The organism is Spirosoma terrae, from assembly GCF_010435915.1.
GTDB lineage: Bacteria > Bacteroidota > Bacteroidia > Cytophagales > Spirosomataceae > Spirosoma > Spirosoma terrae.
Genome location: NZ_JAAFZH010000007.1, coordinates 192196 through 216235, shown reverse-complemented (window position 1 = coordinate 216235; position 24040 = coordinate 192196). Strand labels below are relative to the sequence as shown.

19 protein-coding genes are annotated in these 24040 nt (G+C 48.0%); 9 read left to right on the top strand and 10 right to left on the bottom strand.

Annotated elements, in window-relative coordinates; genetic code table 11:
- Positions 1 to 86 precede the first annotated feature (86 nt).
- Positions 87 to 1211 carry a DNA-processing protein DprA gene (dprA, locus tag GK108_RS17230; RefSeq protein ID WP_163951189.1) on the bottom strand — a complete coding sequence of 375 codons (1125 nt, stop codon included), beginning with the start codon at positions 1209 to 1211 and terminating at the stop codon, positions 87 to 89.
- A gap of 118 nt (positions 1212 to 1329) precedes the next feature.
- On the opposite strand from dprA, the gene GK108_RS17225 reads away from it, so the two are divergent.
- The gene (locus tag GK108_RS17225) at positions 1330 to 2583 is read left to right on the top strand and encodes an AAA family ATPase (protein WP_163951186.1); all 1254 of its coding nucleotides are present in this window, start codon (positions 1330 to 1332) and stop codon (positions 2581 to 2583) included.
- A 7-nt stretch (positions 2584 to 2590) separates the two neighbouring features.
- Positions 2591 to 3403 (top strand): HNH endonuclease family protein, encoded by an 813-nt coding sequence (locus GK108_RS17220; RefSeq protein WP_163951183.1) that lies wholly within the window; start codon positions 2591 to 2593, stop codon positions 3401 to 3403.
- A 161-nt stretch (positions 3404 to 3564) separates the two neighbouring features.
- Here GK108_RS17220 and GK108_RS17215 read toward each other — a convergent pair whose 3' ends face one another.
- Positions 3565 to 3927 carry a MerR family transcriptional regulator gene (locus GK108_RS17215; protein WP_163951179.1) on the bottom strand — a complete coding sequence of 121 codons (363 nt, stop codon included), beginning with the start codon at positions 3925 to 3927 and terminating at the stop codon, positions 3565 to 3567.
- 149 nt (positions 3928 to 4076) lie between these two features.
- Here GK108_RS17215 and alaS point away from each other — a divergent pair, with 149 nt between their 5' ends.
- From alaS to murI, 3 genes are all read left to right on the top strand, one after another.
- Positions 4077 to 6740 carry an alanine--tRNA ligase gene (gene alaS, locus GK108_RS17210; protein WP_163951176.1) on the top strand — a complete coding sequence of 888 codons (2664 nt, stop codon included), beginning with the start codon at positions 4077 to 4079 and terminating at the stop codon, positions 6738 to 6740.
- 89 nt (positions 6741 to 6829) lie between these two features.
- Positions 6830 to 8254 (top strand): amidohydrolase family protein, encoded by a 1425-nt coding sequence (locus GK108_RS17205; protein WP_163951173.1) that lies wholly within the window; start codon positions 6830 to 6832, stop codon positions 8252 to 8254.
- A gap of 66 nt (positions 8255 to 8320) precedes the next feature.
- Entirely contained in the window at positions 8321 to 9139 is an 819-nt protein-coding gene (murI, locus tag GK108_RS17200) for a glutamate racemase (protein WP_163951170.1), read from the top strand.
- Between the two features lie 2 nt (positions 9140 to 9141).
- On the opposite strand, the gene GK108_RS17195 is transcribed toward murI, so the two are convergent.
- Both GK108_RS17195 and GK108_RS17190 read right to left on the bottom strand, forming a co-directional pair.
- The gene (locus tag GK108_RS17195; RefSeq protein ID WP_163951167.1) at positions 9142 to 10878 is read right to left on the bottom strand and encodes a right-handed parallel beta-helix repeat-containing protein; all 1737 of its coding nucleotides are present in this window, start codon (positions 10876 to 10878) and stop codon (positions 9142 to 9144) included.
- Positions 10879 to 10902: 24 nt separating this feature from the next.
- Positions 10903 to 11571 (bottom strand): DUF2461 domain-containing protein, encoded by a 669-nt coding sequence (locus GK108_RS17190; RefSeq protein WP_163951164.1) that lies wholly within the window; start codon positions 11569 to 11571, stop codon positions 10903 to 10905.
- Between the two features lie 181 nt (positions 11572 to 11752).
- Between GK108_RS17190 and GK108_RS17185 the strand changes: the two genes are divergently transcribed.
- Together GK108_RS17185 and GK108_RS17180 are read left to right on the top strand one after the other, a co-directional pair.
- Entirely contained in the window at positions 11753 to 13384 is a 1632-nt protein-coding gene (locus tag GK108_RS17185) for an ABC-F family ATP-binding cassette domain-containing protein (RefSeq protein ID WP_163951161.1), read from the top strand.
- Positions 13385 to 13502: 118 nt separating this feature from the next.
- Positions 13503 to 14852 carry a dihydrolipoyl dehydrogenase family protein gene (locus GK108_RS17180; protein ID WP_163951159.1) on the top strand — a complete coding sequence of 450 codons (1350 nt, stop codon included), beginning with the start codon at positions 13503 to 13505 and terminating at the stop codon, positions 14850 to 14852.
- An 89-nt stretch (positions 14853 to 14941) separates the two neighbouring features.
- Here the strand turns inward: GK108_RS17180 and GK108_RS17175 are convergent, their stop codons facing one another.
- The 3 genes from GK108_RS17175 to GK108_RS17165 form a co-directional block, all read right to left on the bottom strand.
- Positions 14942 to 16654, bottom strand: coding sequence for a tetratricopeptide repeat protein (locus tag GK108_RS17175; RefSeq protein ID WP_163951155.1), 1713 nt, complete (start codon positions 16652 to 16654; stop codon positions 14942 to 14944).
- A gap of 192 nt (positions 16655 to 16846) precedes the next feature.
- Complete coding sequence (locus GK108_RS17170; RefSeq protein ID WP_163951152.1) at positions 16847 to 17065, bottom strand: copper chaperone; 219 nt, start codon at positions 17063 to 17065, stop codon at positions 16847 to 16849.
- Positions 17066 to 17097: 32 nt separating this feature from the next.
- A complete protein-coding gene (locus GK108_RS17165) occupies positions 17098 to 18030 on the bottom strand; it encodes a hypothetical protein (protein ID WP_246224941.1) in 933 nt (310 codons plus the stop codon).
- Positions 18031 to 18175: 145 nt separating this feature from the next.
- Here GK108_RS17165 and GK108_RS17160 point away from each other — a divergent pair, with 145 nt between their 5' ends.
- Entirely contained in the window at positions 18176 to 19573 is a 1398-nt protein-coding gene (locus GK108_RS17160) for a chloride channel protein (protein WP_163951149.1), read from the top strand.
- A 4-nt stretch (positions 19574 to 19577) separates the two neighbouring features.
- Here GK108_RS17160 and GK108_RS17155 read toward each other — a convergent pair whose 3' ends face one another.
- Positions 19578 to 20840 carry a cation:proton antiporter gene (locus GK108_RS17155; RefSeq protein WP_163951146.1) on the bottom strand — a complete coding sequence of 421 codons (1263 nt, stop codon included), beginning with the start codon at positions 20838 to 20840 and terminating at the stop codon, positions 19578 to 19580.
- A 90-nt stretch (positions 20841 to 20930) separates the two neighbouring features.
- On the opposite strand from GK108_RS17155, the gene GK108_RS17150 reads away from it, so the two are divergent.
- On the top strand, positions 20931 to 22325 hold the full coding sequence (locus GK108_RS17150) for a TIGR00341 family protein (protein ID WP_163951143.1): 1395 nt from the start codon (positions 20931 to 20933) through the stop codon (positions 22323 to 22325).
- A gap of 37 nt (positions 22326 to 22362) precedes the next feature.
- Here GK108_RS17150 and GK108_RS17145 read toward each other — a convergent pair whose 3' ends face one another.
- Together GK108_RS17145 and GK108_RS17140 are read right to left on the bottom strand one after the other, a co-directional pair.
- Positions 22363 to 22566: a hypothetical protein gene (locus GK108_RS17145; RefSeq protein WP_163951140.1), complete on the bottom strand. Its 204-nt coding sequence runs from the start codon at positions 22564 to 22566 to the stop codon at positions 22363 to 22365.
- Between the two features lie 92 nt (positions 22567 to 22658).
- Positions 22659 to 24035, bottom strand: coding sequence for a sensor histidine kinase (locus GK108_RS17140; RefSeq protein WP_163951137.1), 1377 nt, complete (start codon positions 24033 to 24035; stop codon positions 22659 to 22661).
- Between the last annotated feature and the right edge of the window lie 5 nt (positions 24036 to 24040).

Below are 24040 nucleotides of genomic sequence, written 5' to 3'. Positions count from 1 at the left end.
TGAACGATCAGATTGTAAAAGTAAACAGCGATTCGATTTCCTTTTCTGATCACCCCTAAATGTTGTTACGTTTCCCCGTCGTACGGTTAAACATATACGGCCGCGTACTTCTTACCCGGTAACGAACGGACGAAGCCCTGAAACTCCAGATTAAGCAGTAAAGACGCGAGTTTCCCCATCGGAATCTGACTTTTCCAGCTTAAATCATCGATGTGAGAATCCGTAGACTGACGTAGCAAGGCCAGAATCTGGCTTTCTTCTTCGGTAATATTCAGAGGCAATGAAGGAAGGGATGCTGGTGTGGCAGATAGATCCGCATGTTGAGAGGGCGTAATATCCCAGTTAAGGGCTTCAATGATATCTTTCGGGCTGGTATAAATTTGCGCTTTATTTTCCCGAATGAGCTTGTTACACCCAGCCGAAAAAGTCTGATTCAACTGCCCCGGCACCGCAAACACGTCGCGATGATAATTGTTGGCGTACTCGGCGGTAATCAACGCGCCACCTTTGGCAGCCGCTTCCACGATGACTATAGCATCGCTCAAACCGGCAATAATACGATTACGCGCCGGAAACAAGTGAGCATCCGGTTTGGTGCCAGGGTGACTTTCGGTGAGCAAACCGCCGTGGGCCAACATCTCCTGAGCCGTTTTCTGGTGAACATTGGGATAAATAATGTCCAGACCGCTGGCCATCACACCAATCGTTGGGGTATTATGGGCCAAACTAGCCCGATGAGCAGCAATGTCGATTCCATACGCTAAACCGCTAATAACCGTAGCGCCATATGGAGCTACTGCTTCAACAATATCGTTTGTGATACGTCGGCCGTATTCGGTGGCTTGCCGGGTGCCAACGAGCGCAATGGTACGTGAAGCATTGAGATTACCAGACCCCTGAAAATACAGCAGGGCGGGAGCGTCGTAGAGTGATTTGAGCCGGGATGGGTATATTTTATCCGTATAAAATAGAACGTCAGCACCGAGCTTGTCGACACGCTTCAGGATTTGTTCGGCTTCCTGTTGCACGCTGGTTTTCAGAATAGCACGTGCCGTTACGTCGCCAATGCCGGGAATTTTCAGCAGTCGGGCCAGCGGAGATCGGAAGACATCGGAAGCTGAACCGCAGTAACTGATCAGCTGGCGAATAAGAATACTACCTACGCCCGGAACCAGCGTAAGGGCAATTTGATGTTGTTTTTCAGTCGACACAAATCATACTAAATTTTGTATGCAATATGGCTTTAATTGGTGACTATGGCAAGTTACTAGTTTAATCAGGTACCAACCTGTTCCGGTCTTTTTCTATCTTTGGATAAACGATACGGCGATGTTTCTTCGATCACTCACGGTAAAAAATCTAAGGTCAATTGGCGAATTGTCTATTGATTTTGACGATACGACGGGATCTACCCGGAAACAGACGTTACTGCTCGGCCAGAACGGAACGGGGAAAAGCAGCTTACTGAAGGCTATAGCCCTGATTACGGCCGGTAGTAATGCGCTGGGAGAATTGCTTGGGCATACCAACGACTGGATACGTAACGGAGCTGACTTTTGCGAGATTCAGGCTCTGTTCGTGACAAAAGAGGGCGAAGAACGACCGGTGGGTTTACGTATCGATCGGGATGCCTCGCTGGGGCAGATTCTGGGAAGTAATTTTGAGTCACTTAACTTCCTTGAACGAGCCCTGCAGTACACAGAGCGCAACTATTTTGTGGTCGGTTATGGAGCATCCCGGCGGCTTAACGGACAGGAGTTATTCTGGAATATGGGGGCTGGTGTGTATCGGCATGGTCGCTCCAATAATGTTGCTACGTTGTTCAATGCGGAAGCACAACTGAATTCACTGACCAGCTGGGCGATCGATCTCGACTATCGATTGCCGAACGGATTTCCGCTCATTCAGGAGGCATTGGACGATTTTCTGCCCCATGTTCAGTTTCATGGGATTGATAAGGACAAAAAGCAGCTGACTTTTGAAACCCCTGATGGCATTGTTCCCCTCAGCCAATTGAGCGATGGGTATCAGAATATGACGGCCTGGATCGGCGATTTGCTCTATCGCATTTCCAATACGTTCGAGGACTATCAATCGCCGTTAGCCGCTCGTGGCTTGTTGTTGATCGACGAGGTTGATTTGCACATACACCCCGTCTGGCAACGTCATCTGCTCGATTTTATACGTAACAAGCTGCCTAATTTTCAGATTATTGCTACCACGCATTCGCCACTGACAGCGCAACAGGCTGAAGAAGGCGAATTGTTTTCCCTACAGCGTGGAGAAGAGAATCGGGTTGAGTTGGTGCCTTTTGTGGGCTCCCCTCAAAAACTACTATTACACCAACTACTGATGACCAATGCGTTTGGTTTGACAACAGACGAATCGGTACAGGTCGAAACCATCAAGCAGAATTATAAGGAACTACGAGATAAGCCCAGTCGATCGGCAGTTGAAAAACGTCAATTAAATGATCTGGCCGAACAGATCAGTAACCTGCCAACGCCGGAATACATCAATTCGCTGGTTAGCGCGCAGCAAATGGATTTTCTGAAAAAGCTGGAAAGCGAATTAAAGCAGTAGAAAAGCCATGATTGAGCTGAAGCGTAGCCGAAAGCCGCAGGACGTACCACCCAGTCTGTGCGGTCAGAAATTGATCGAGAAAGAGCAGGAATTAATCGACTCCGTGATGAAGGTGCGTAGCGGTACGTTGAAGAAAGTCGAGTTTAAGGATAGCTACTGGGGGAAAGCAAAGGCACAGTTGAAAAAAGAATCGTTCAATAAGTGTGCGTATTGCGAATCGCCCACGGCGGTGGTGGCTCACGGCGACGTAGAGCATTATCGGCCTAAGTCGGTGTACTGGTGGCTGGCTTATTGCTATGACAATTATCTGTATTCCTGTCAGATCTGTAATCAGGCTTATAAAAGTGATAAGTTTCCAGTATCGGCCGATCTGCTTACGGAACCGGATATTAGGTCGATTTTGGCCGGAAAATTAGCCATCGATCCGCTGGCGCAGACAACACTGCACACGACGTTTCAGCAGCAATTGGCAGCCGAGAAAGCGGATTTGCCGAACCCGTATTACGAAGATCCGTCGCCGTATTTCATTTGGAAGGTCGACGACGTATTGAAGGAGGTTGTTATTGCCCCAAATCCGGCTCATCCCGATGCTGAAAGGGTTTTTAAAGCCGTTAACGATTGCTTGGGTTTGAACCGGACAGAGCTGAAGTTGCTACGTTATCAGGTTTTTAAAAACTTCAAGATTGTGAAGCTAACCTCCCAACGGGCTGATCGGTTTAGTGACGACCTGATTCAAATGGCCATTGATCGAATCGCTGAGATGAAAGACAGCCGGGAGCCGTATGCGGGAATGGTTCGCTACTTCGATTCGATTATGTGACAACATAGAACGCTGATTTTTATGATCGTTATGATTAATAATCGAAACTGTTTCAATAGTTGGTTTCACCCCTAAATCTAGGAGTGAATAGCCTCAACGTTATGACGTAAGCTAAAAAGTTTAAATCATAATTATCATGAAAATCAGCGTTCTATACCGTTCTATTCGTCTTCTTCCAACGCCAGACTTTCCTGCGGATTATCCAGGCTGGCCCGCATTTGCTCCAGAAAAGATTTGATTTTCTGGAGTTTAGCAATGTGCCTGGCATTCTCCCGTTTGCGAGCTTCCCGTTCTTTCAGAAACTCGCGGGCACCGGGGAGTGTATATTTCTGCCGGTCAATTAAGTCCAGTATTTCCGCCAGATGGTCGATATCAGCCTGCGTATAGACACGGTCGCCGGAGCGGTTTTTCTTGGGCTGAAGTGTTGGAAACTCCTTTTCGTAATACCGCAGTTTGGATGCATTGATGCCAAACTTATCCGCTACTTCCTTGATGCCGTAATAGAGTTTGTTCGGATTTTCCATTTGACAAACTTGCTGAGGTTCGGGTAAACCTGCAAGTTTTGACGTAATTTTGCAAATCAATAGCCGGTAATTTATACTAGCCTGCTGATGTGACTAGAACAATCCTGTCGTATGGTTGCACTAGTTGCGGATAACTAACGATTAACACAATGACTTCCCACGAAATACGTCGGCATTTTCTCGACTTCTTCCGGTCTAAACAACACCTGATTGTGCCATCAGCTCCGCTCGTTGCTAAAAACGACCCCACGCTGATGTTCAACAACTCGGGGATGGCCCAGTTTAAAGATTTTTTCCTTGGCAATGGAACGCCACCGGCAAAACGCGTGGCCGATACGCAGAAATGCCTGCGGGTATCCGGGAAGCATAACGACCTTGAAGACGTTGGTTTCGATACGTATCACCACACCATGTTCGAGATGCTGGGTAACTGGTCGTTTGGCGATTACTTTAAAAAAGAAGCGCTACACTGGTCGTGGGAACTGCTGACGGAAGTCTATAAACTGCCGAAAGACCGTATATACGTATCGGTGTTCAAGGGCGATGATAAAGATAACGTACCATTCGACCAGGAGTCCTGGGATCTTTGGAAAGAGATCATCGGGGATGAGTCGCGCATTATTCTCGGCAATAAAAAAGATAACTTCTGGGAAATGGGCGATACGGGACCCTGTGGCCCCTGCTCCGAAATTCATATTGACCTTCGTTCTGCCGAAGACGTTGCCCTGACGCCAGGGAAAGAGCTGGTCAATGCCGACCATCCGCAGGTGGTCGAAATCTGGAATAACGTATTCATGCAGTTCAACCGGAAAGCCGATGGTTCGCTGGAAGAACTGCCTGCCCGGCACGTCGATACGGGTATGGGTTTCGAGCGGTTGTGTATGGCCATTCAGGGCAAGCAGTCGAACTACGATACCGACGTTTTCTCTGGAACGATCAACGTAATCGAAGAGCTGTCGGGTCAGAAATACACGGGCACGATGGAAAAGACCGACGTAGCGATGCGTGTGATTGCCGACCACATCCGGGCTGTTTCGTTCGCCATTGCCGATGGATTGGTTCCATCCAACGCGAAAGCGGGCTACGTCATACGTCGGATTTTGCGCCGGGCCATCCGCTACGGGTATTCGTACCTTGGCCTGACTGAACCATTCATGACCAAACTCGTGCCAACGCTGGCTATGCAGTTTGCCGATGTGTTCCCCGAGTTGAACGCCCAGCGCGATTTCGTAGCTACCGTAATTCGGGAAGAAGAAATCGCCTTCCTGCGCACGCTGGGAACGGGTTTAGGGCGTCTGGATCAGATTATCGGACAGCTTACGGCAGAAGGTAAGCAGGAAATTCCGGGCGAAACCGTTTTCGAGTTGAACGATACGTTCGGTTTTCCGGCTGATTTAACGGCGTTGATCGCTCGCGAGAAAGGCTTTTCAATCGACGAGGCTGGTTTCCAGAAGGCGCTGGCTGAACAAAAAGCACGCTCCCGGAAAGATGCGGCTTCGTCGGCAGGTGATTGGATTGAACTTAGTGACCTTGATGGTAAAGTTGAATTCGTTGGATACGATCAGCCCGAAGCCTATGCTCAGGTTGTGAAGTATCGCAAGATTCAGAATAAACAGGGGACGCAGATTCAGGTCGTGCTGGATAAGACGCCATTTTATGCTGAATCTGGTGGACAGATTGGTGACACAGGTACGTTTGAATTATTTGCAGGCTCAGATCAGATCGGTACGTTGACCGTACTGGATACGAAAAAAGAGAATGATCTGACGATCCATATCGTACAGGACGTAACGGGTATTGATGATTTATTGGCGCAGGCTGATACGGTTTATGCTGTGATCAATACAGCCCGCCGTGGTCTCACTAGTAGTAATCACTCGGCTACGCACCTGTTGCATTCGGCGCTACGGGAAGTGCTGGGATCGCACGTAGCACAGAAAGGATCTTATGTTGGTCCTGACGCGCTACGTTTCGACTTTTCGCATTTCAGCAAAGTAACCGATGAGCAACTGGCCGAAGTGGAACGGATCGTGAACGAGAAAATCCGGGAAGATATCAAACTGGATGAGAAACGGAATGTGCCTATCGAAGAAGCGAAAGCCTTGGGCGCAACCGCTTTGTTCGGTGAGAAGTACGGTGACTTTGTTCGGGTGATTACCTTCGATCCTGCGTACTCGGTTGAACTTTGTGGCGGAACGCACGTACCGGCAACCGGCCATATCGGGCTGTTCAAATTCACGGGAGAAGGATCGGTGTCGACGGGCGTTCGTCGGGTCGAAGCAAAAACATCGGCCGGAGCCGAAGCGCTGGTGAACGAGCAAATGGCCGTTGTGACAGAACTGAAGGAGTTATTGAAAGCCCCGAAAGACGTAGTAAAAGCGGTGCAGGCCCTGCTTGAGGAACGTAGCGCGCTGCAAAAACAGGTTGAAGCACTGCAGAATGAGAAAGTTCAGCAATTGAAAAATCAACTGCTGGAAAAAATAGAAGTGGTGAATGGACATAGCCGTCTTATTGAAAAAGTAGACGTACCGTCGGCCGATGCGCTCAAACAGCTTGCTTATGATTTGAAGGCGAAAGTTGATAATCTGGCCGTTGTGCTTGGAGCCGATATTAATGGCAAACCACAGTTAGCGGTTATGCTTCCCGACTCGTTGATTCAAGGTAAAAACCTGAACGCAGGTCAGGTCGTAAAAGAGCTGGCTAAAAATATTAAAGGTGGGGGCGGTGGTCAGCCATTCTTTGCTACGGCGGGCGGTTCTGACGTGTCGGGACTGGATGCGGCCCTGGCCCAGGGTAAGGAGTTACTCGGATAAGCCTCCAACACATTGTTTTATGCAATCGAACTTCCCGGAAGCCCAGCGTTTTCGGGAAGTTTTATTCTTAGCCATAGCTACCATTTGTAATGAGAAAATTTTTCCTGTATCTGGCTTTTCTATGCGTAGGAGCCAACCCTATCATTGCCCAAAAACGGAATGTCGATGTGCTGATCCGATCGGGTAATCTGATCGATATAAAGACGGGCACTATCCAGCCAAAGAAACTGATTACCATTCAGAACAAGCGGATTCTGGGGGTGTTCAATGAGTCGCAGCTAAACGATTTTCGGGCCAGGACGACAATTGATGCCAGTGGAAAATACATCATTCCGGGTCTCTGGGATATGCACGTCCATTTTGGTGGAGGAGACACGCTGATCGAGGAAAATAAAAACCTATTGCCGCTGTACATTGCCCACGGCATTACCGGCATTCGGGATGCTGCGGCCGATTTAAGCCCATCCGTTCTACAATGGCGCGATCAGATTGCGAAAGGTGACTTAAACGGACCTACCATGTTTACGTCCGGTCCCAAACTGGAAGGCTACAAATCCAGCTGGGTGGGCGATATTGAGGTGAGTACACCCGAAGAAGTGGATAAAATGCTTGATTCGTTGCAGGGTTTGCGGGTCGACTTTGTGAAGATTACCGACAACACAATCAAGCCGGAAACGTATCTGTACATTCTTCAGGAGACGAAAAAGCGAGGGATGAAAACCTCGGGGCACGTACCATTCGCCCTGACTATGGATCAGGTGTCAACGGCTGGTCTGGGTTCGGTCGAACACATGACCTACGTATTGAAAGCGGGCTCAACGCGGGATAAGGAAGTGGCCGAAAAAGTAATGGCTGGCAAGCTAACCAACCGGGTTGCTTTGCCCATGCTACTTCAGAGTTTTGATGAAACGACTGCTCTGGCTGTCTACCGACGAATGGCTAAAAATGGGACGATTGTTGTGCCCACGTTAACCATTAGCCAGACCGTAGCCTATCTGGATCAGAATAATCATCAAAACGATAGCTATTTGCAGTACATCGGGCAGGGACTGAAAAATACGTATGCCTGGCGAGTGAATCGGGCCGCGCATGATGGACCGGATGCCATTGCTGAACGACACGCGGTCTACGAAAAGTCGAGTGCTTTGCTTCCGCTGCTTCGTCAGGCGGGGGTGACGATCATGGCCGGAACCGATGCTGGTTTCCTGAATTCGTTTGTCTATCCGGGGCTAGGACTGCACCACGAACTGCAACTTTTCGTCAAGGCAGGTCTGACGCCTTTGCAGGCTCTGCAATCGGCAATTATTCCGGGACCGGCATTTCTCGGAAAAACTGATGTGTTTGGCGATATAGCAGCGGGTAAAAGTGCGGATATCGTTTTGCTGGATCAGAACCCATTGCAGGATATAAGCGCTACCCAGGCTATCAATACGGTTATTCTGCGAGGAGCGGTGTATGACCGAAAAGCCTTGGATAGCCTTCTGGATGAGGTCAAGAAAAAGGCAATGCATTAGTTGTGTAACTAGCCGGTGTATGCTGGTAACGTCGTTTTACGATTCACATTAGATTGACAATGAAGTATGAATCAACCCATTGGCGTATTTGATTCGGGCTACGGTGGCCTGACCATCCTACGCGAAATAGTCCGGAAGTTACCGCAGTACGACTACGTTTATCTGGGTGATAATGCCCGTACGCCCTACGGTACACGTTCGTTCGATACGGTTTATCAGTACACACTCGAATGCGTTCGACATCTATTCGACCGGGGTTGTCGGTTGGTGGTGCTGGCCTGTAATACTGCATCCGCTAAAGCACTACGTAACATTCAGCAGTTGGATTTGCCCGTTATAGCACCCGACCGCCGGGTGTTAGGCGTAATACGTCCCACCACGGAAGTAATTGGAAATTACTCGAAATCGGGCAATGTTGGCATTCTGGCAACGCGGGGAACCGTTACGTCGGAATCATACGTAGTGGAAATTGACAAATGCTTCCCCGACTTGCAGGTTTTTCAGGAAGCTTGCCCAATGTGGGTACCACTGGTCGAAAATGGAGAATATGCCAGCCCTGGTGCCGACTATTTTGTAAAACAGCACCTTGATCGGTTATTGCAAAAGTCGCCAGCCATCGATACCATTTTACTGGCCTGTACGCATTACCCGCTTCTGATTGACAAGATTCGTCAGTTTGCGCCTGCAGATGCGACTATTCTAAGTCAGGGTGGAATTGTGGCCGACAGTCTGGCTGACTATTTGGTCCGGCACCCCGAAATCGACGAACAGTGCAGCAAACAGGGCCGCCGAATCTTCTTAACAACCGATTCCACCGACGATTTTGACAGACAGGCAACTAATTTCTACGGCGAGTCGGTGCGCTCGGTTCATCTGGCTCTATAAAACTAAGGGATCGCCAGTTGCAATCGGCCCGCATTAACGTATTGTAGCCGCCCTCGAAGGGTAAGCTGCTGAGCCTGTGCTGTTCCGTTTCCGCTATTGATCGATATTGTATGGCCGGACTGGATCTGCACTAGGTCGAAACGGGTTGGTATGCAGCCACAATCCCAGCTATTGGTTGTATGCCACGATCCTGACGCTATGCTAAGTACGGGTTTGGGATATTCGTACGCGCCCGCATCGATACGTCCGGCTCTAAACCTGGCCTGTTGACTATAATCCAGTGAGCCAGCCAAAGCCGACGTAGCCGCCGGGTTTCCCAGGTTAATGGCAGCCGATGTAGACGTAAGCGCCAGATTGATGCCAGGACTTGTACTGACAAAAGCAGGATTGCCAAAAGCTCCGTTTGCTTCCTGGCCGGTTCCGGTTCGGAAGGCGTTTAAGCCGTAATAAACGCTGGAAAACAGCACCCAGAACGGGTTGGCATTGTTCGTAAACCAGAGATTGTAGTTAAATCGAAGATTGACCGATGCCGGGGTGTCGTATGAGTTTAACAGGCGCTGGCGATTACCGGCATGAAAAATGTTGTTCTCAACGACGCAGTTTTCCGAATAACTCAAGGTCATTTCCCCAAAATCTTCATTGGTGGTGGCCGTCGCTTCCGGTCGATCAATAAAATTGTCGAATAAGCTATTGTTGACTACCGAACAACTGGTAACCTTCCCCAGGTTGGTCGAGTAGGAATGGCTGCCCAGGCCCAAACCTGCCCGTGAATTTTTGTAAATCAGGTTATTCCGGATACTGATATTGCTGGCGCTTGCTCCCGCAATTGAGCTCGGGTTTTCGCAGTTAATCTGAATTCCGCGCTGGCAGTCACGAACTACGTTCCCTTCGATTACCAGGTCTTTACTGCCATCGGCATAAATGCCTGCTGCGAAGGCCAGTGGTCCCCGGCAACTAATCACCTGATTCCGGGAAATGGTACCGCGCCGGGCCTGATTCTGGGTCGTTGCCGTTTGCGGGCAGGAAGGACAGGCCCAGCTATAGTAGCCCGCAAACACCATCCCGATATTGGCAATATTGCTGACGATATTATCCAGAACCTGAAAATTGTCGATATTTCCAACGAACGTAATGCCTTCGCTATAACCCGGTTTGATCTGATTGATCGTGTTCCCCTGCATCAGGAAGTTTGAAATAGGGTTGACCGGATCATCGCCCTTCACCAAAATACCGTGAGCATTATGAAGAGAAGCATTGGTCGGTGTGTTCAGTGTAGCGTCAAAAGCAATGGTATTGATCGTACAGTTTTTAATGGTGATGGATTGTGCATTGCCGCTGATCTGAATGCCGTCGGAGTTACTGCCAATTGCATTTTGAAAAGTCAGCCCGTCAATGATCAGATAACTCTTATTGCGAATGGCAAGCAAAACACCGGCTGCGCTGCCGCCGTCAACCCGAACCAGATCGGTATTGTAGGGTCTGAACGTAATGGGTTGGTTCTGCGCGCCAGCAACGTTGACCGTGAGTTTCTCGTAATACGTACCACTTCGAATGTAAACGGTACTGCCCGGCAGTACGGCTCCTGCCTGACAGGATCGCCCGATTGTTTTCCACGGTGAAGCCAGCGTGCCGGGGTTGCTGTCGTTCGCATTGCCACATGACTGACAAACGTAGTAACTCTGCGCAAAGGAGGATGTCGTCCAGCAAAGGACAAAAAACAATACGTAATGGTTGGGCATGGATAGAGGGTCTGGAGCGTGAAGTTACGACGCGATCGATCGATTCAGGAAAGCTACCAGGGGTTGTAGGGCGGCAAATCCTTCCAGGACTTTTTTCTCCAGAGCAGGACTCGTTAACGTAGCGTCAGGTACCACAAAGCTAGCCGTAAAGCTTTTTAGCTTTATATAGTCAATGGCTGGATTGTCGGCCGCGTAGCCTTTGGGCGGGCGTTGTAAGGCATCGCTACGGCTCAATCCGTTAAAAAGGCTAGTAAAGCCAGGATCAGAAAGTAGGCCTGTAAACTCCTCGACGTTATAGTCAATCTCCTGCCGGATTGCGGCTAACGTAGCGGCTTCTGGCATATACATACCACCCGCTACGAAACAGTTGCCTGGTTCCAGATTAAAGTAATATCCAGCGGCTTCGAGTTTCTTTCCGCCTTTGTTGAACCAGGCGCCGAAATTGGTTTTATAGGGCGATTTGTTAGCCGAAAATCGAACATCGCGATTGATCCGAAAAATACAGCTTTTGGCTTGTAAGGGTGTTTCGGCGATGTCGGGGTCGATCGTGCCAAGGCCATCGATGAGCTTGGTGACAAACTGAATAAAATCCTTGCGGGCTGTTTCGTAAGCGGTTCGGTTCTCATCGAACCATGCTTTCGTATTATTGGCTTTCAGATCGGTCAGAAAAGAAAGGGTAGCGGCCTGAATCATGAGTGCTGAACGTTTTAGCTACGACAAAAATAGGCGATGGAGTTTTACGATCTAAACTAGATGTGACGTTATCGTTACAAAACACGATCATACAGCATTCACTGACCTTGTTCCTGAGAAAATTCCCTTTTCCCGCTAAAATTTCGTACTTTTGCGGTTCAATCTGGACAGAAATCAACACATGGTATCGGTACAAAACGTCTCTCTCCGCTATGGTAAGCGGGTGTTATTTGACGATGTCAACATAAAATTTACCTCGGGCAACTGTTATGGCGTTATTGGCGCCAACGGGGCGGGTAAATCAACTTTTTTAAAAATTCTTTCGGGCGAAATCGAACCTCAAACGGGTAGTGTGACTATCACCCCCGGTGAGCGAATGTCGGTGCTGAAGCAAAATCAGTCGGCGTACGACGAATTTCCGGTGTTGCAAACGGTGATTATGGGTAATCAGCGTTTGTACGACATCATGCAGGAAAAAGACGTACTGTACGCAAAAGAGGATTTTACAGATGCCGATGGCGAACGGGCGGCTGAACTGGAAGCTGAGTTTGCGGAAATGAACGGCTGGGATGCTGATTCTGATGCGGCCGCTTTGCTGTCGGGTTTAGGGATTAAGGAAGATATGCACTACGCCCAGATGGCCGATCTGAACGGTTCAGAAAAGGTGCGTGTGCTGCTGGCTCAGGCTTTGTTTGGTAACCCGGATATTCTGCTGCTCGATGAGCCTACCAACAACCTCGACGTAGAATCGAGTATCTGGCTGGAAAACTTCCTCGCCAACTTCGATAATACGGTTATCGTTGTATCGCACGACCGTCACTTCCTGGATCAGGTGTGTACGCAGATCGTCGATGTCGATTTCAGCAAGGTAAAACTCTTTGCGGGTAACTATTCGTTCTGGTACGAATCAAGCCAGCTGGCGTTAAAACAGCGCCAGGATCAGAATAAGAAAACCGAAGATAAACGGAAAGAACTGGAAGAGTTTATCCGTCGATTCTCGGCCAACGCATCGAAGTCGAAGCAGGCAACCAGTCGTGCGAAACTGCTCGAAAAGCTGACTATCGACGATATTCAGCCTTCGTCCCGTAAATACCCGTACGTTAACTTCAAATCGGAACGCGAACCCGGCGATCAGATTCTGACCGTCGAAAACCTGACCTACACGGCTGAAGATGGGACGAAACTGTTCGACAATCTGTCGTTTACGGTTAACCGGAAAGACAAAATATTCCTCTATAGCCGTGATGGTCTGGCCGTATCGGCGTTGCTGGATATTCTGGCGGGCGAGCGTAAAGCCGATTCCGGTACGTTCAAATGGGGGGTGACGATTACGATGTCGTATTTCCCAACGGATGCGGAGAAAGATAAGTTTTTCGAAACCGATCTGAATCTGGTCGACTGGCTACGGCAATATTCGGTAGAAAAAGACGAAAGCTTTATTCGTGGCTTTTTAGGGCGGATGCTGTTCTCGGGCGAAGAGTCGCTCAAGAAGGCGACCGTATTGAGTGGGGGCGAAAAGGTCCGCTGTATGTTGTCGAAGATGATGTTATCAGGTGCTAACGTACTGCTGCTCGATGAACCTACCAACCACCTCGATCTGGAATCGATCGAATCGCTCAATAATGGCCTGATCGACTTTAAGGGACCAGTCCTGTTTACGTCGCACGATCACCAGTTTGTGCAGACGATTGCGAATCGGATTATAGAAATCACGCCAGCTGGTATTCTCGACAAGTTAATGACGTATGATGAATACCTCTCTGATAGCCGGGTGAAAACACAACGCGACGAGCTGTATGGTCAGGTAGCGTAACAAGCTCGCACCCATTTACAACGGGCAACCGGGATGAACTTCCTGGTTGCCCGTTTTTCTTTCAGCCGATTGCCTGATTTATTAGTTATAGATAAGCATTCTATCATGCATCATATCTATGCAATCATTCGACGTTATTGTTATTGGGACGGGTTCGGCGGGAAAAACTGTTGCCGAAACCGTTCGGGAGGCCGGAAAATCCGTAGCTATTATTGATAAACTTCCGTTTGGCGGTACGTGCTCACAACGGGGCTGCGACCCCAAAAAAGTCTTGGTTGGAGCTGCAGAACTAGTAGCCCGCACATCGCAACTGGTCGGAAAAGGCATATCGGCTGCTGCAACTATCAACTGGCCTGATCTGATCAAATTCAAGAAAACTTTTACCGAGCCAATTCCCGAGAAAACCGAACAGAAATTTGCGGAGCAGGACATTCACTTTTTTCACGGCACTGCTACGTTCCTGTCCGAACGCTCAATACGGGTTGGCGACGACGAACTTCAGGCCGACTACATTGTGCTGGCCAACGGGCTGCGCCCGCAACCACTCAACATTCCGGGTGAAGAGTTGCTGATCGATAGCACTGGTTTTCTGGAGCTGACCGAACTGCCACGCGATATGGTTATGGTGGGCGGTGGCTATATTGCTTTTGAGTTTGCCCATATTGCAGCTCGGGCTGGTGCTAACGTAACCATTCTCCATCAGGGTAAACGACCGCTGGAAGGCTTCGATAAGGATCTGGTCGAACAACTCGTTGAAGCGATGCGGGCCATCGGAATTTTTATTGTGCTGGACGCTACCGTGAAAGCAGTTGCGGGAGAAGACGGCAACTTAACCGTTCAATACGAACGAGCTGGTCAAACTCACCATCTAGCAACCGGCCTGGTTGTTCATGCAGCAGGCCGGGTAGCTGATATTGCCGATATGGCGCTGGACAAAGCCGCTGTTGAAAAGGGAGAGAAAGGAATCAAGGTAAATGAGTTTCTGCAAAGCGTATCCAATCCGGCGGTGTATGCCTGCGGAGACGTAGCGGATAAAGGGTTGCCACTAACCCCTCTGGCTTCGTACGAGGGACGTATCGTGGCGAAGAATATAGTGGATGGCAATAAGGAAACGTATGAAAAGAAGGCGGTACCGTCGGCGGTTTTTACCGTACCGACCCTAGCCTCAATCGGTCTGACTGAAGAGCAGGCACGTAATGAAGGACGTAACGTAAAAATCACATATCAGAAGACGGACGACTGGTACATTAGTCGGCGGATAAACGAATCATTTTCAGGGTTCAAAATTCTGATCGATCAGGAGTCGGACCAGATTGTCGGCGCTCATTTGCTGGGTACAGGTAGTGATGATCTCATTAACATTTTCGCGTTAGCCATCGAACACCATATTCCGGCTAAAACCCTGCGTAGAATGTTGTGGGCTTATCCAAGCCATGCATCGGATATGAGTTCTATGCTGGAAACGTAGTAACTGTTCTTACTGGCAATAACACAAAAACGCTACCAGAGATCAGGCTCTGGTAGCGTTAAGACTCGCTAATTCTATGAAAAAAGGTGTTATTGTTTCGGCGATTTGGCGTTCGCCGTGTTGTCTGATTGTGCCGTGGCTATCTTAAGCAATTCCGGATCGTTGGGGAAGAATGAAAGTCCTTTCTGAAGCCACTCTTTCTGCGCACTTTCGTCGTGAGCAACCAGATCGTTATAGGCAATGATGTATTTGAAAGCCAGCACTAAATCTTTCTGGTATCGATTCCGCTCTTCTTCCTTGTCGGCCACCATGCTGATAAATTGCTCAAAGTGCGGTTTTGCTTTGCCGTTCATGACGGCTTCTTCAGGCGTATAGGCGTAATAACTTGCTTTTGCGCGGTACAATACCGTTGGCACATAGTCGGGAGAACCTTGCTGAGCCAGCGCCAGCGCCGAATCGGCCAGGGCGAAACGAACCGTGTCACGCACTAATTTACCCGCCGTATCCCGCTGAAAGCCCAGCGTGTAATTGCTCATACCGTAGCGGAATAAATCCTGAACGTCGGCTTTAAAGCCGTGTTTCGCGGATGAGTCGAGCGTAGCAACGGCCTCAACGTGTTTTTTAGCCCGATAGTAATACTTGGCAACGTCGCTGTACAGGTTCTCTGTTGTATCGAACGGAGCTGCTTTGGTCAGGAATACTGCCCCCAGTGAATCATCACTGGCACTATCGGTTTCCATGTAGGCACGACCCAGGTATTTGTAGTCGTCGGGCATTGCCTTTTCCGGTGCTTTTTCCAGGAACGTATTAATATTTTCAATCGCCTTTTCGGGCTGTTTCAGCGACGAGAAAGACCAGCCTTTGATTCGATATAGAATAGGATTCTGCCCCAGAGCGGTACGGTTACTATCGATCAGATTTACAGCCCGCTGATAGTCTTTGGCCAGGAAGTGGAACTGCGCCTGACGTAGCAACGTGGCCTGCCGATTATCGTGTGATACGTTCACGTACTGATCAATGTAGTTGGATGCTTCTTTGTATCGGTTAACCAGGAAGTATAGTTCGGCTAGCTGACTATAAGCAGGCGCATACGTAGCATTCGCTTCTATGGCCTTCTTGTAATTTTCAACCGCCAGATTCAGGTTTCGGCCCTGCCAGTAAATGTCGCCGATACGTTGGTAGACCCGAGGTGGGTTCATGCCCAGCTCAAGCGCACTTTCGTAGCGGGAAACGGCTGTTCCGGCATCTTTATTCAAGTAATGAGCGTCGCCAAGAACGAGTTGAATCGTTGCATTTTTCTTGTCGCGGTCGGCGGCACGCGTTAGATAATCGATGGCTTTGGCTGCGTTTACTGCTTTGGGGTAAGCTGGTTTGATAGAACCATCGCCGGGAGTTAGGTAACCCGTGTAAGCCTCACCAATTCGGTAGAGAATATCGGCATTTTTACCTTTACTCTTCTTAATAACTTCGGCGAATTTCGGATTCGCATTGGCAGTATCATTTTTAACCAGATACGTAATGGCGGCTCCGGTTTCATTCAACGGAACACGTTTCTCGTCCATCGATATTCCTTTGTCGAACCAGATCCGGGCCGAATCGGGCTGACCAGCACGCAGATAGCCATAACCCGCATCGAAATAGGTTTGCATGGATGGGTTTTGCTCAGCATTACGGCTTAGTAGCTGTTTTGCTTCATCGAAACGTCCCAGATTAATCAGGGTGTTAGAATCAGGGGTAGGGGATTGGGCGAGAGCAGACCCGGCTAGCCCCGATAGTAGAAAAACTGTTATGAGGGTTTTCATAGATGCGCTTAGGTTTAGCTCCCCAGACTAGAAAAACATCGCTGAGGAGACAGTGGCAAGAAGCAACATGAAACTAAGAATGGCCTTAAAGACTCCTTAGAATTAGCTTAGAAGGGTTATTGGCTTAAAAACAAACGTCCCGCTGGCTCTGAGCCAGCGGGACGTTTGCTACGTAGCGATCCGTTATCGCAACTAGTGAGATACTAATTCAGCTTCATAGCCGGCTTCCTGAACGGCTTTTTCCACCAGATTGGCAATACGATTATCGGTGGTTTGCACGGTCAACAGCTTGTCGGGGGCGGCTGTATCGATATTCCAGCCGTCTACCTGCTCGATGTTGTTGAGATTTAACGTAACGGCTGCTACGTCGTCGCTCGATTGTATGTTCGTTTTGAAATTCAGCGTTTCCATCGTCTTAGTGTTGGTCCATGTATGTTGTTTAACTAGAAAAACAGAAAGCTATCCCGGAATTGAAAGTCTACGGAACCCAGATAACGATCTTTGGTAAAGACCGAGGCCCGGTATTTGCCCGGTTTTAACGGAGTGCCCGGCCGGACGATAAACGAAATGCGCTGCGGGTTTTGGTCAAAATTGATCCGCTGCGTAGCATGAACGGGAATAACGTCATTGGTGGTTGCCAGCGATACCGTTGTGGTTCGTAAGGGTGGTATACTAGCTGCCCGCTGTTCGTTCGTTAAACTTAAATAAACCTCCTGACTGCCTTCCAGATGCAATTCGGAGAGGATGTTCAACGATATAGTCAGTGTTTTTACTTTCTTGGCTTTAGCCGTTTCCTTTTTGTTCCCTTTAGTGGCTTCAACAAAAAAGGCGTCACCGGTAAGCGTTGTGCGAGAAACGGTGGTCGATAACGTATTATTTAGATGGCTAATCTGGTTTTGTAAATCGTTGTTCTGTTTCACCAGCAGCGAATTGTTTTCCGATAACCAGTCTACTTTGTCGCTAACGGCTTCCAACTGCTTTTCCAGGCTATCGGTTCTGGTGGTTGATGTGTCTGTTTTCCGGTTGTGAAGCTGCGTGCTACGTTCCAGCCTGGCCTTATCCCGACGTAGTAACTGAATCTCGTGGTCCCGCTGATCCAGAAGCTGATGTAGGTCAGTGATTCGATTGTCGAGAGACATACTGTTATCGGCATTGCTCTCTAGTTGACTTTCCAGACTTCGAATATCACCTTCCAGCCGAAACTTGGCCGACAGGAGTGAATCGGCTCTGAGTTCGTTCAGGTTATTTTGACGGGCCATTTGCCCACTTGTTTTCCAGAAGTAAATACCAGTAGCCAGCGACAAAAGAAACAATGAGGTAACGATTGTTGTCGAAAGTTTGGTTTTTGGCTGTCTTGGCTCGGTTCCCATAGGCATAGGGTTCGTTGTGTTGATAGGACAAATGTCGATCAGCGCATTAAAAACGGACTTAGAAGAAACTTAGAATTTGCTTAGAATTGCTCAGAGTGTCAATCAGATAGGGTTACTTTTGCGTTTCTTACCCAAAATAGTAGCTTCATAAATGGGCAATAGACCCTCTCGGTATGCGCAGGCATTGGCCTGGCTTGATCAGCACATTATTAAACGACTCTATACCGAACGTGTTCGTCGAGTCATTCTACAGAGTTTGCCATTCTGGTTTGCTTCTTTATTAACAGGATTGTGTGCAGTAGGCTATGAAGAACTGTTTGTTTGGGCAGAACATGCCAGTTTTGCCTGGATTCAGTCACAGCCAATGCTGGTGTTTTTGCTGACGCCAGTAGCCTTTGTCGTTTCGTGGCTCCTGGTGGCAAAACTGGCACCAGCTGCGCGTGGAAGCGGTATCCCTCAGGTGATGGCGGGAATAGAGTTGTCGAATCCGGTGCATCATAATCGTATTTCCTATCTGCTGAGTTTACGGGTTGCTTTTGTAAAAGTGCTGAGTAGTGTTACGTTGTTGATAGGAGGAGGAGTTATTGGACGTGAAGGACCAACGATTCAGATTTCAGCCGCGATTTTCCGGGCTATTAATCGACTTCAGCCAGCCGGATGGCCCCAATTATCCCGACAAATTGCACTCGTTACCGGCGGTGCCGCTGGTTTAGCGGCTGCGTTTAATACGCCATTAGGTGGTATTGTGTTTGTGGTAGAAGAGTTAACGCAGACCCATATTACGCGGTTTCGTACGGCCGTTTTTTCGGCGGTGATCATTGCCGGGATGACTGCTCAGGCCATACAAGGACCTTACTTATATCTGGGCTTTCCGAAAGTTACGGCTTCGACCGGATGGGCATTGGGTATAGTAGTGCTGGTCGCTATGTTTTGCGGATTTGCGGGCGCTGTTCTGGCAAAAACCTTGCTATGGCTGAATGCTTACCGACGCCGATTCACTACGTTTACGCAGCAATTGGGCTGGGTAGCTGGCTGCGGTCTGGTGCTGGCCGGGCTGGCGTTTTGGGTAGGGACCGATGCCGTTGGAACGGGCAAGCCAATTATTAACCGATTGCTGTTTCAGAATGATCACCAGGCGGCCTGGTATCTCTTCCCGGTTCGGTTTATCGGAATGGCGTTGAGTTATAGCAGTGGTGCCGCAGGTGGGATTTTTGCTACGTCGCTTAGTGCGGGGGCTATTTTGGGTGATGCCCTGGCGCAGCTATTGGACGTAACACCCAGCGACACGAATCTGGTGATTTTAGTCAGTATGGTCAGTTTCCTGACCGGCGTTGTTCGTTCGCCATTTACGGCTGCCATACTGGTATTAGAAATGACGGATCGGCATTCGGCCATTTTTCAGTTACTGCTCGGCGGACTTATGGCGCAGGGCGCGGCATCGCTAGTCGATCCAGTCTCGTTCTACGAGCATCTAAAAACAGGGTTTGTCAGAGAAACCATCGCTCAGTCAGGGCCAATCGATTTGGGCAAAAAATCAAAAGCGGGCTGACCCGTTAGTCTGCATTCGATTTTTCACTTGGGTAAAGTCTACGAATGAGCGGTTCCATAGTCATCCCCTGTCCGATTACGGAGAAAAGAACGACAGCATAGGTGATCGTTACAATAAAATCTTTTTGAGGAATTTCATGACTTATTGATAGAGCCATTGCAATGGAAAGGCCACCCCGCAAGCCGCCCCAAGTTAGCATGATAGGCGCTTTTTTATCCAAGTCAAGCCAACGACGGGCTAATGAGAATGGAATCAATATAGCTAAATAGCGGGATAGCAGAACGATTAGTACAACTAGCAGGTAGATTGTCCACTGCGTGAACTTAATATCGATTACGAGTAGTTCCAGGCCAATCAGGACAAAAAGTAGTGCATTCAGAATCCCATCAACTAATTCCCAGAATTTGTCAATGTACTCCTCGGTGACCTTGCTCATCGCGTCGGCTTTTGCGGTACTGCCGCCGACTAGTAATCCGGCAACGACCATCGCTAATGGACCGGAGATATGAAGTTTTTGGGCCAGCAGATAGCCTCCCATAACGCCAGCCACCGTAATAATGACTTCGGTCTGATAATGATTAATGGAACGTAATAAGAGAAATAAAAAATAGCCAAGGGCTAACCCAAATAAAATTCCTCCACCAGCTTCCTGAACAAAAAGAAGCGCAATTTCACCACCGCTAACGCTCTCTGTACCATTAAGTACGAGCTGATAGATGGATGAAAAAAGCACAACGCCAACACCGTCGTTAAATAACGACTCGCCTACAATATTGATTTTAACACTTTCAGGAAGTTTAAATTTCGACAGAATACCCAGAACGGCGATGGGGTCGGTAGGGGAGATTAATGAGCCAAAGAGCAGGCATAATAAGTAAGGAAGCTCAAAGCCAAGGTTTTCTGATATAAAGTAAAGCCCTGTTCCCACAAAAAATGTACTAAGTACTACGCCGATAAAAGCAAAAAGCATGACCGACCGACGTTGGACACGCAGCTCTGCCGCGTCTGTATGGAAAGCGCCAGCAAACAGCAAAAAGCTGAGCATGAAATCAAAAAGCGTTTTGCCAAAATCAATCTCAGCTATGGTCTGGCGAATGACTGTGAACCAGTGGGGTGCAATGGCGTTTCCCCAAAGAAGTACCAAAGAAAAAAACAGCGAAATTACCATAATGCCAATAGCGTCAGGTAATTTTAACAGCTTTGTATTTAAGTAAGCAAACAGTGCGGAAATAACTATAAGTAACGTGATTAGAGTAAATATATCCATATATTAGTAGGAATGATTTGCAAGTATAATAGAGCTTTGATTGAAATACATAGTTAATTGTATTGACATCAGAAATTTTTCAATTCGTGTATGATTAGTGAAAATCCAGATAAACCTCAGACTAAAACCCCGGATTTTTTTACCCGTTTTGGTCATTTGATCAGAGAACGTTTTAGTCTAGAAGAAGATAAAGATGACGAAGACGCTATCATACAAACGATCAGCAGAGGTATTGAGTTTAAAGGAGTTAATTTGTGGACGTTAATCTTTGCTATTTTTATTGCTTCAATCGGATTGAATGTTAACTCGACAGCCGTTATCATCGGGGCAATGTTGATTTCACCCTTAATGGGCCCAATTATGGGAATAGGGCTTGGTGTGGGTATCAACGATTTGACGATGATCCAGCGAGGGCTTAAAAATTTAAGTATCGCTGTTTTCATTAGTCTGCTTACGTCAACCGTTTATTTCCTGCTTAGTCCGTTACACATTGCTCAGTCCGAATTGCTAGCCCGAACATCACCAACAGTATGGGATGCGTTTATTGCTATTTTCGGTGGGCTAGCCGGAATTATAGCTGGGTCGCGTCGTGAAAAAGTATCAAATGTAATTCCAGGAGTAGCGATTGCTACGGCTTTAATGCCGCCCCTGTGTACCGCCGGCTATGGGTTGTCTACGGGTAATTTCTACTACTTTGCCGGAGCTTTCTATTTATTCCTGATCAATAGTGTTTGTATCAGTTTAGCTACATTCCTTATTGTTCGCTTTTTAGGCTATTCTCAAAAAGAATATCCAACACCAGAAATCGAACGACGTGTACGGAATACCATTTGGGTAGCCGTACTGATCGTGGTGGTACCCAGCACTTACTTAGGCTATCAAATTGTCCGGAAAACCATCTTTGAACAGGCCGCCAAACGATTTGTGAACAACGAGTGTAACTTTCAGTATCGACAGGTAATTAAGTACGATGCACTTTTTCATCGTAAAAAAAGCCGAATTGAATTAACACTTGTAGGAGAAGCCTTACCGAGCGATTCTATCAATTTGCTTAAATCGAAAATGCTGGCTTATGGATTAAAGGACGCTCAGCTTATTGTCCGTCAGGGAAACTTTAAGGATGTGCCGGTTGACATGGACGCTATTACCTCGTCGGTTACGGATCAGGTTGTTCGGTATAATCAGGCGGCTATTGTCATGAAAGATCAGACCATCGATTCATTAAGGCGGTATATCAGCATGACAGAAACAGCACGGCTCAATGTCTCTGATTTAAGGGATGAGTTGAAAACCTTGATGCCTGATGTACAGTATTTTACGGCTGCCCGTTCATTAGTGATGCCAGCAAAAGGAAATAAACCAGATACGTTGCTGATGGTTTATGCAAAATTTTCTCGTAGACACACTGCCGGAGAACGAAGACGTATTGAAAGCTGGCTTCGGACACGCACCAAAAGCAAACGAATAAAGCTTTTAATCGAATAACACCCTGTTGCCCAAGTTAACTCCTGCTACGTTGTGATCAAGGCTTGTCCATCAGACTGGGAAAATCGACCAGCCAGGCAATTAATACAGAAGCTAGAAAGAGAATCCCCATAAAAATGAGCAGCCAGTCGGGTTGTTCCGGTGGTTCATCATCAAAAAAACTGTTCGATTGTTGAGGCTGGCTGGTTGGTGTAGGAGGGAAATAGGACGTATACTGAGTATCTTGTTTTTCGTTGGTCATGGCGTATAATCATCTAGGTTTTTGGTATTAGTTACAGAACCAAAGTTGATATTTCCAGATTAGTTTCCTCTGAAAAACTGCTTAGAATTTGCTTAGAAGTGAGCCTTGTGTGGCAGCAGAATCGAAAAAATAGTTGTCTGATCAGACCCGGAATCAACTCTGATCTGCCCTCTGTGAAGTTGAATAATCCGGTAAACGAGCGCTAGTCCGACGCCGTATCCGCGCACATCTGCTGTTTGGCGGCTTCGGTAAAAGGGCTCAAAAATATACGGCAAATCACTGACCGGGATCGATGGACCTTCGTTAATGACACTGATTTGTAATGTATCAGGCCCGAAATTTACCTTAATGAGCGCCTGACCATCCGTTGAAAACTTACAGGCGTTTTCGGCCAGGTTTTTTAACGCGGTTGTTAACAGCGTTTTATTGCCCAGAATCGTCAACTGATCTGGATCGTCGGGCAAGGCACCAAGCTCTATCTGAACCCGATAGCGGGGATTGATGGCCGACACTTCGTCCCGAATGTCCCAGGCGATTTCATCCATACGGACCGTATCGGTTAATAGATCAGGGGCATCGTCGGCACTCACCTGCGAGAGTTGTAACAATTCATGTGTCAGATCCGATAGGTTCCTAACGTCGTCGAGAACGGAACGTATCGTTTGCTTGTACGCATCTGGATCTCGTTGGTTCAGCAAACTGACTTCCAGCTGTGAACTAATCTGAGTGAGCGGATTCTTGAGCTCGTGCGAAACATTGGCGACAAACATGCGTTGCAGACGTAACGATTCAGCAATTCGGTCGAGCAGTAGGTTTATGGTTATGGATAAGCGACTTATCTCATCATCTTCCTGTTTAACGGGCAGCCTTTCCGCTCTATTCTTCGGGAAAATGGCATTCAAAATGGTATCGATACGTTGAATGGGTTGTAGCGCATCGCCCGCGAAAAACCAGCCAGAAAAGGATGTAATGGCTATCGATATAAAAAATAAGCCGCTTAGGGCCCATAGTAGCTCCCGTAAAAAAGCGTCGCCATACGTGTTTTCGGCGCTGGCGACTACAACGTACTGGCCCGATGCCGTCATAAACCGGATGCCATACACGTAGTAGTCCCGTTGTTTGAACTCTTTCTGTTTCTTTTCCCGAATGGTAGCAATTGTTTTCGGCGGAATAGCCAGTAAAATGGTGCGATTAGATTCATAGATAATGGAATCCCGCTTGTCGAAAACCAGCATTTTTTGATTGGGCAGCTGATCTTTTCGGATCCGCCCAAGCTGATTGATCAGTTCGCCATCCAGCCGATGCCGGATCAGCATTTCGCCCAGGGTAGTTGCTTTTCGGTCGAGTCGTCGATAGAAATCGGACGAAACAAAATACCAGCAAAAAGCATACACGCTGACAAACGTTAGGAGTAGAATAGCCGATACAAGGCCGGTAAAACGGATTGCCAGACGGTTTCGGATGGTCATAAGAA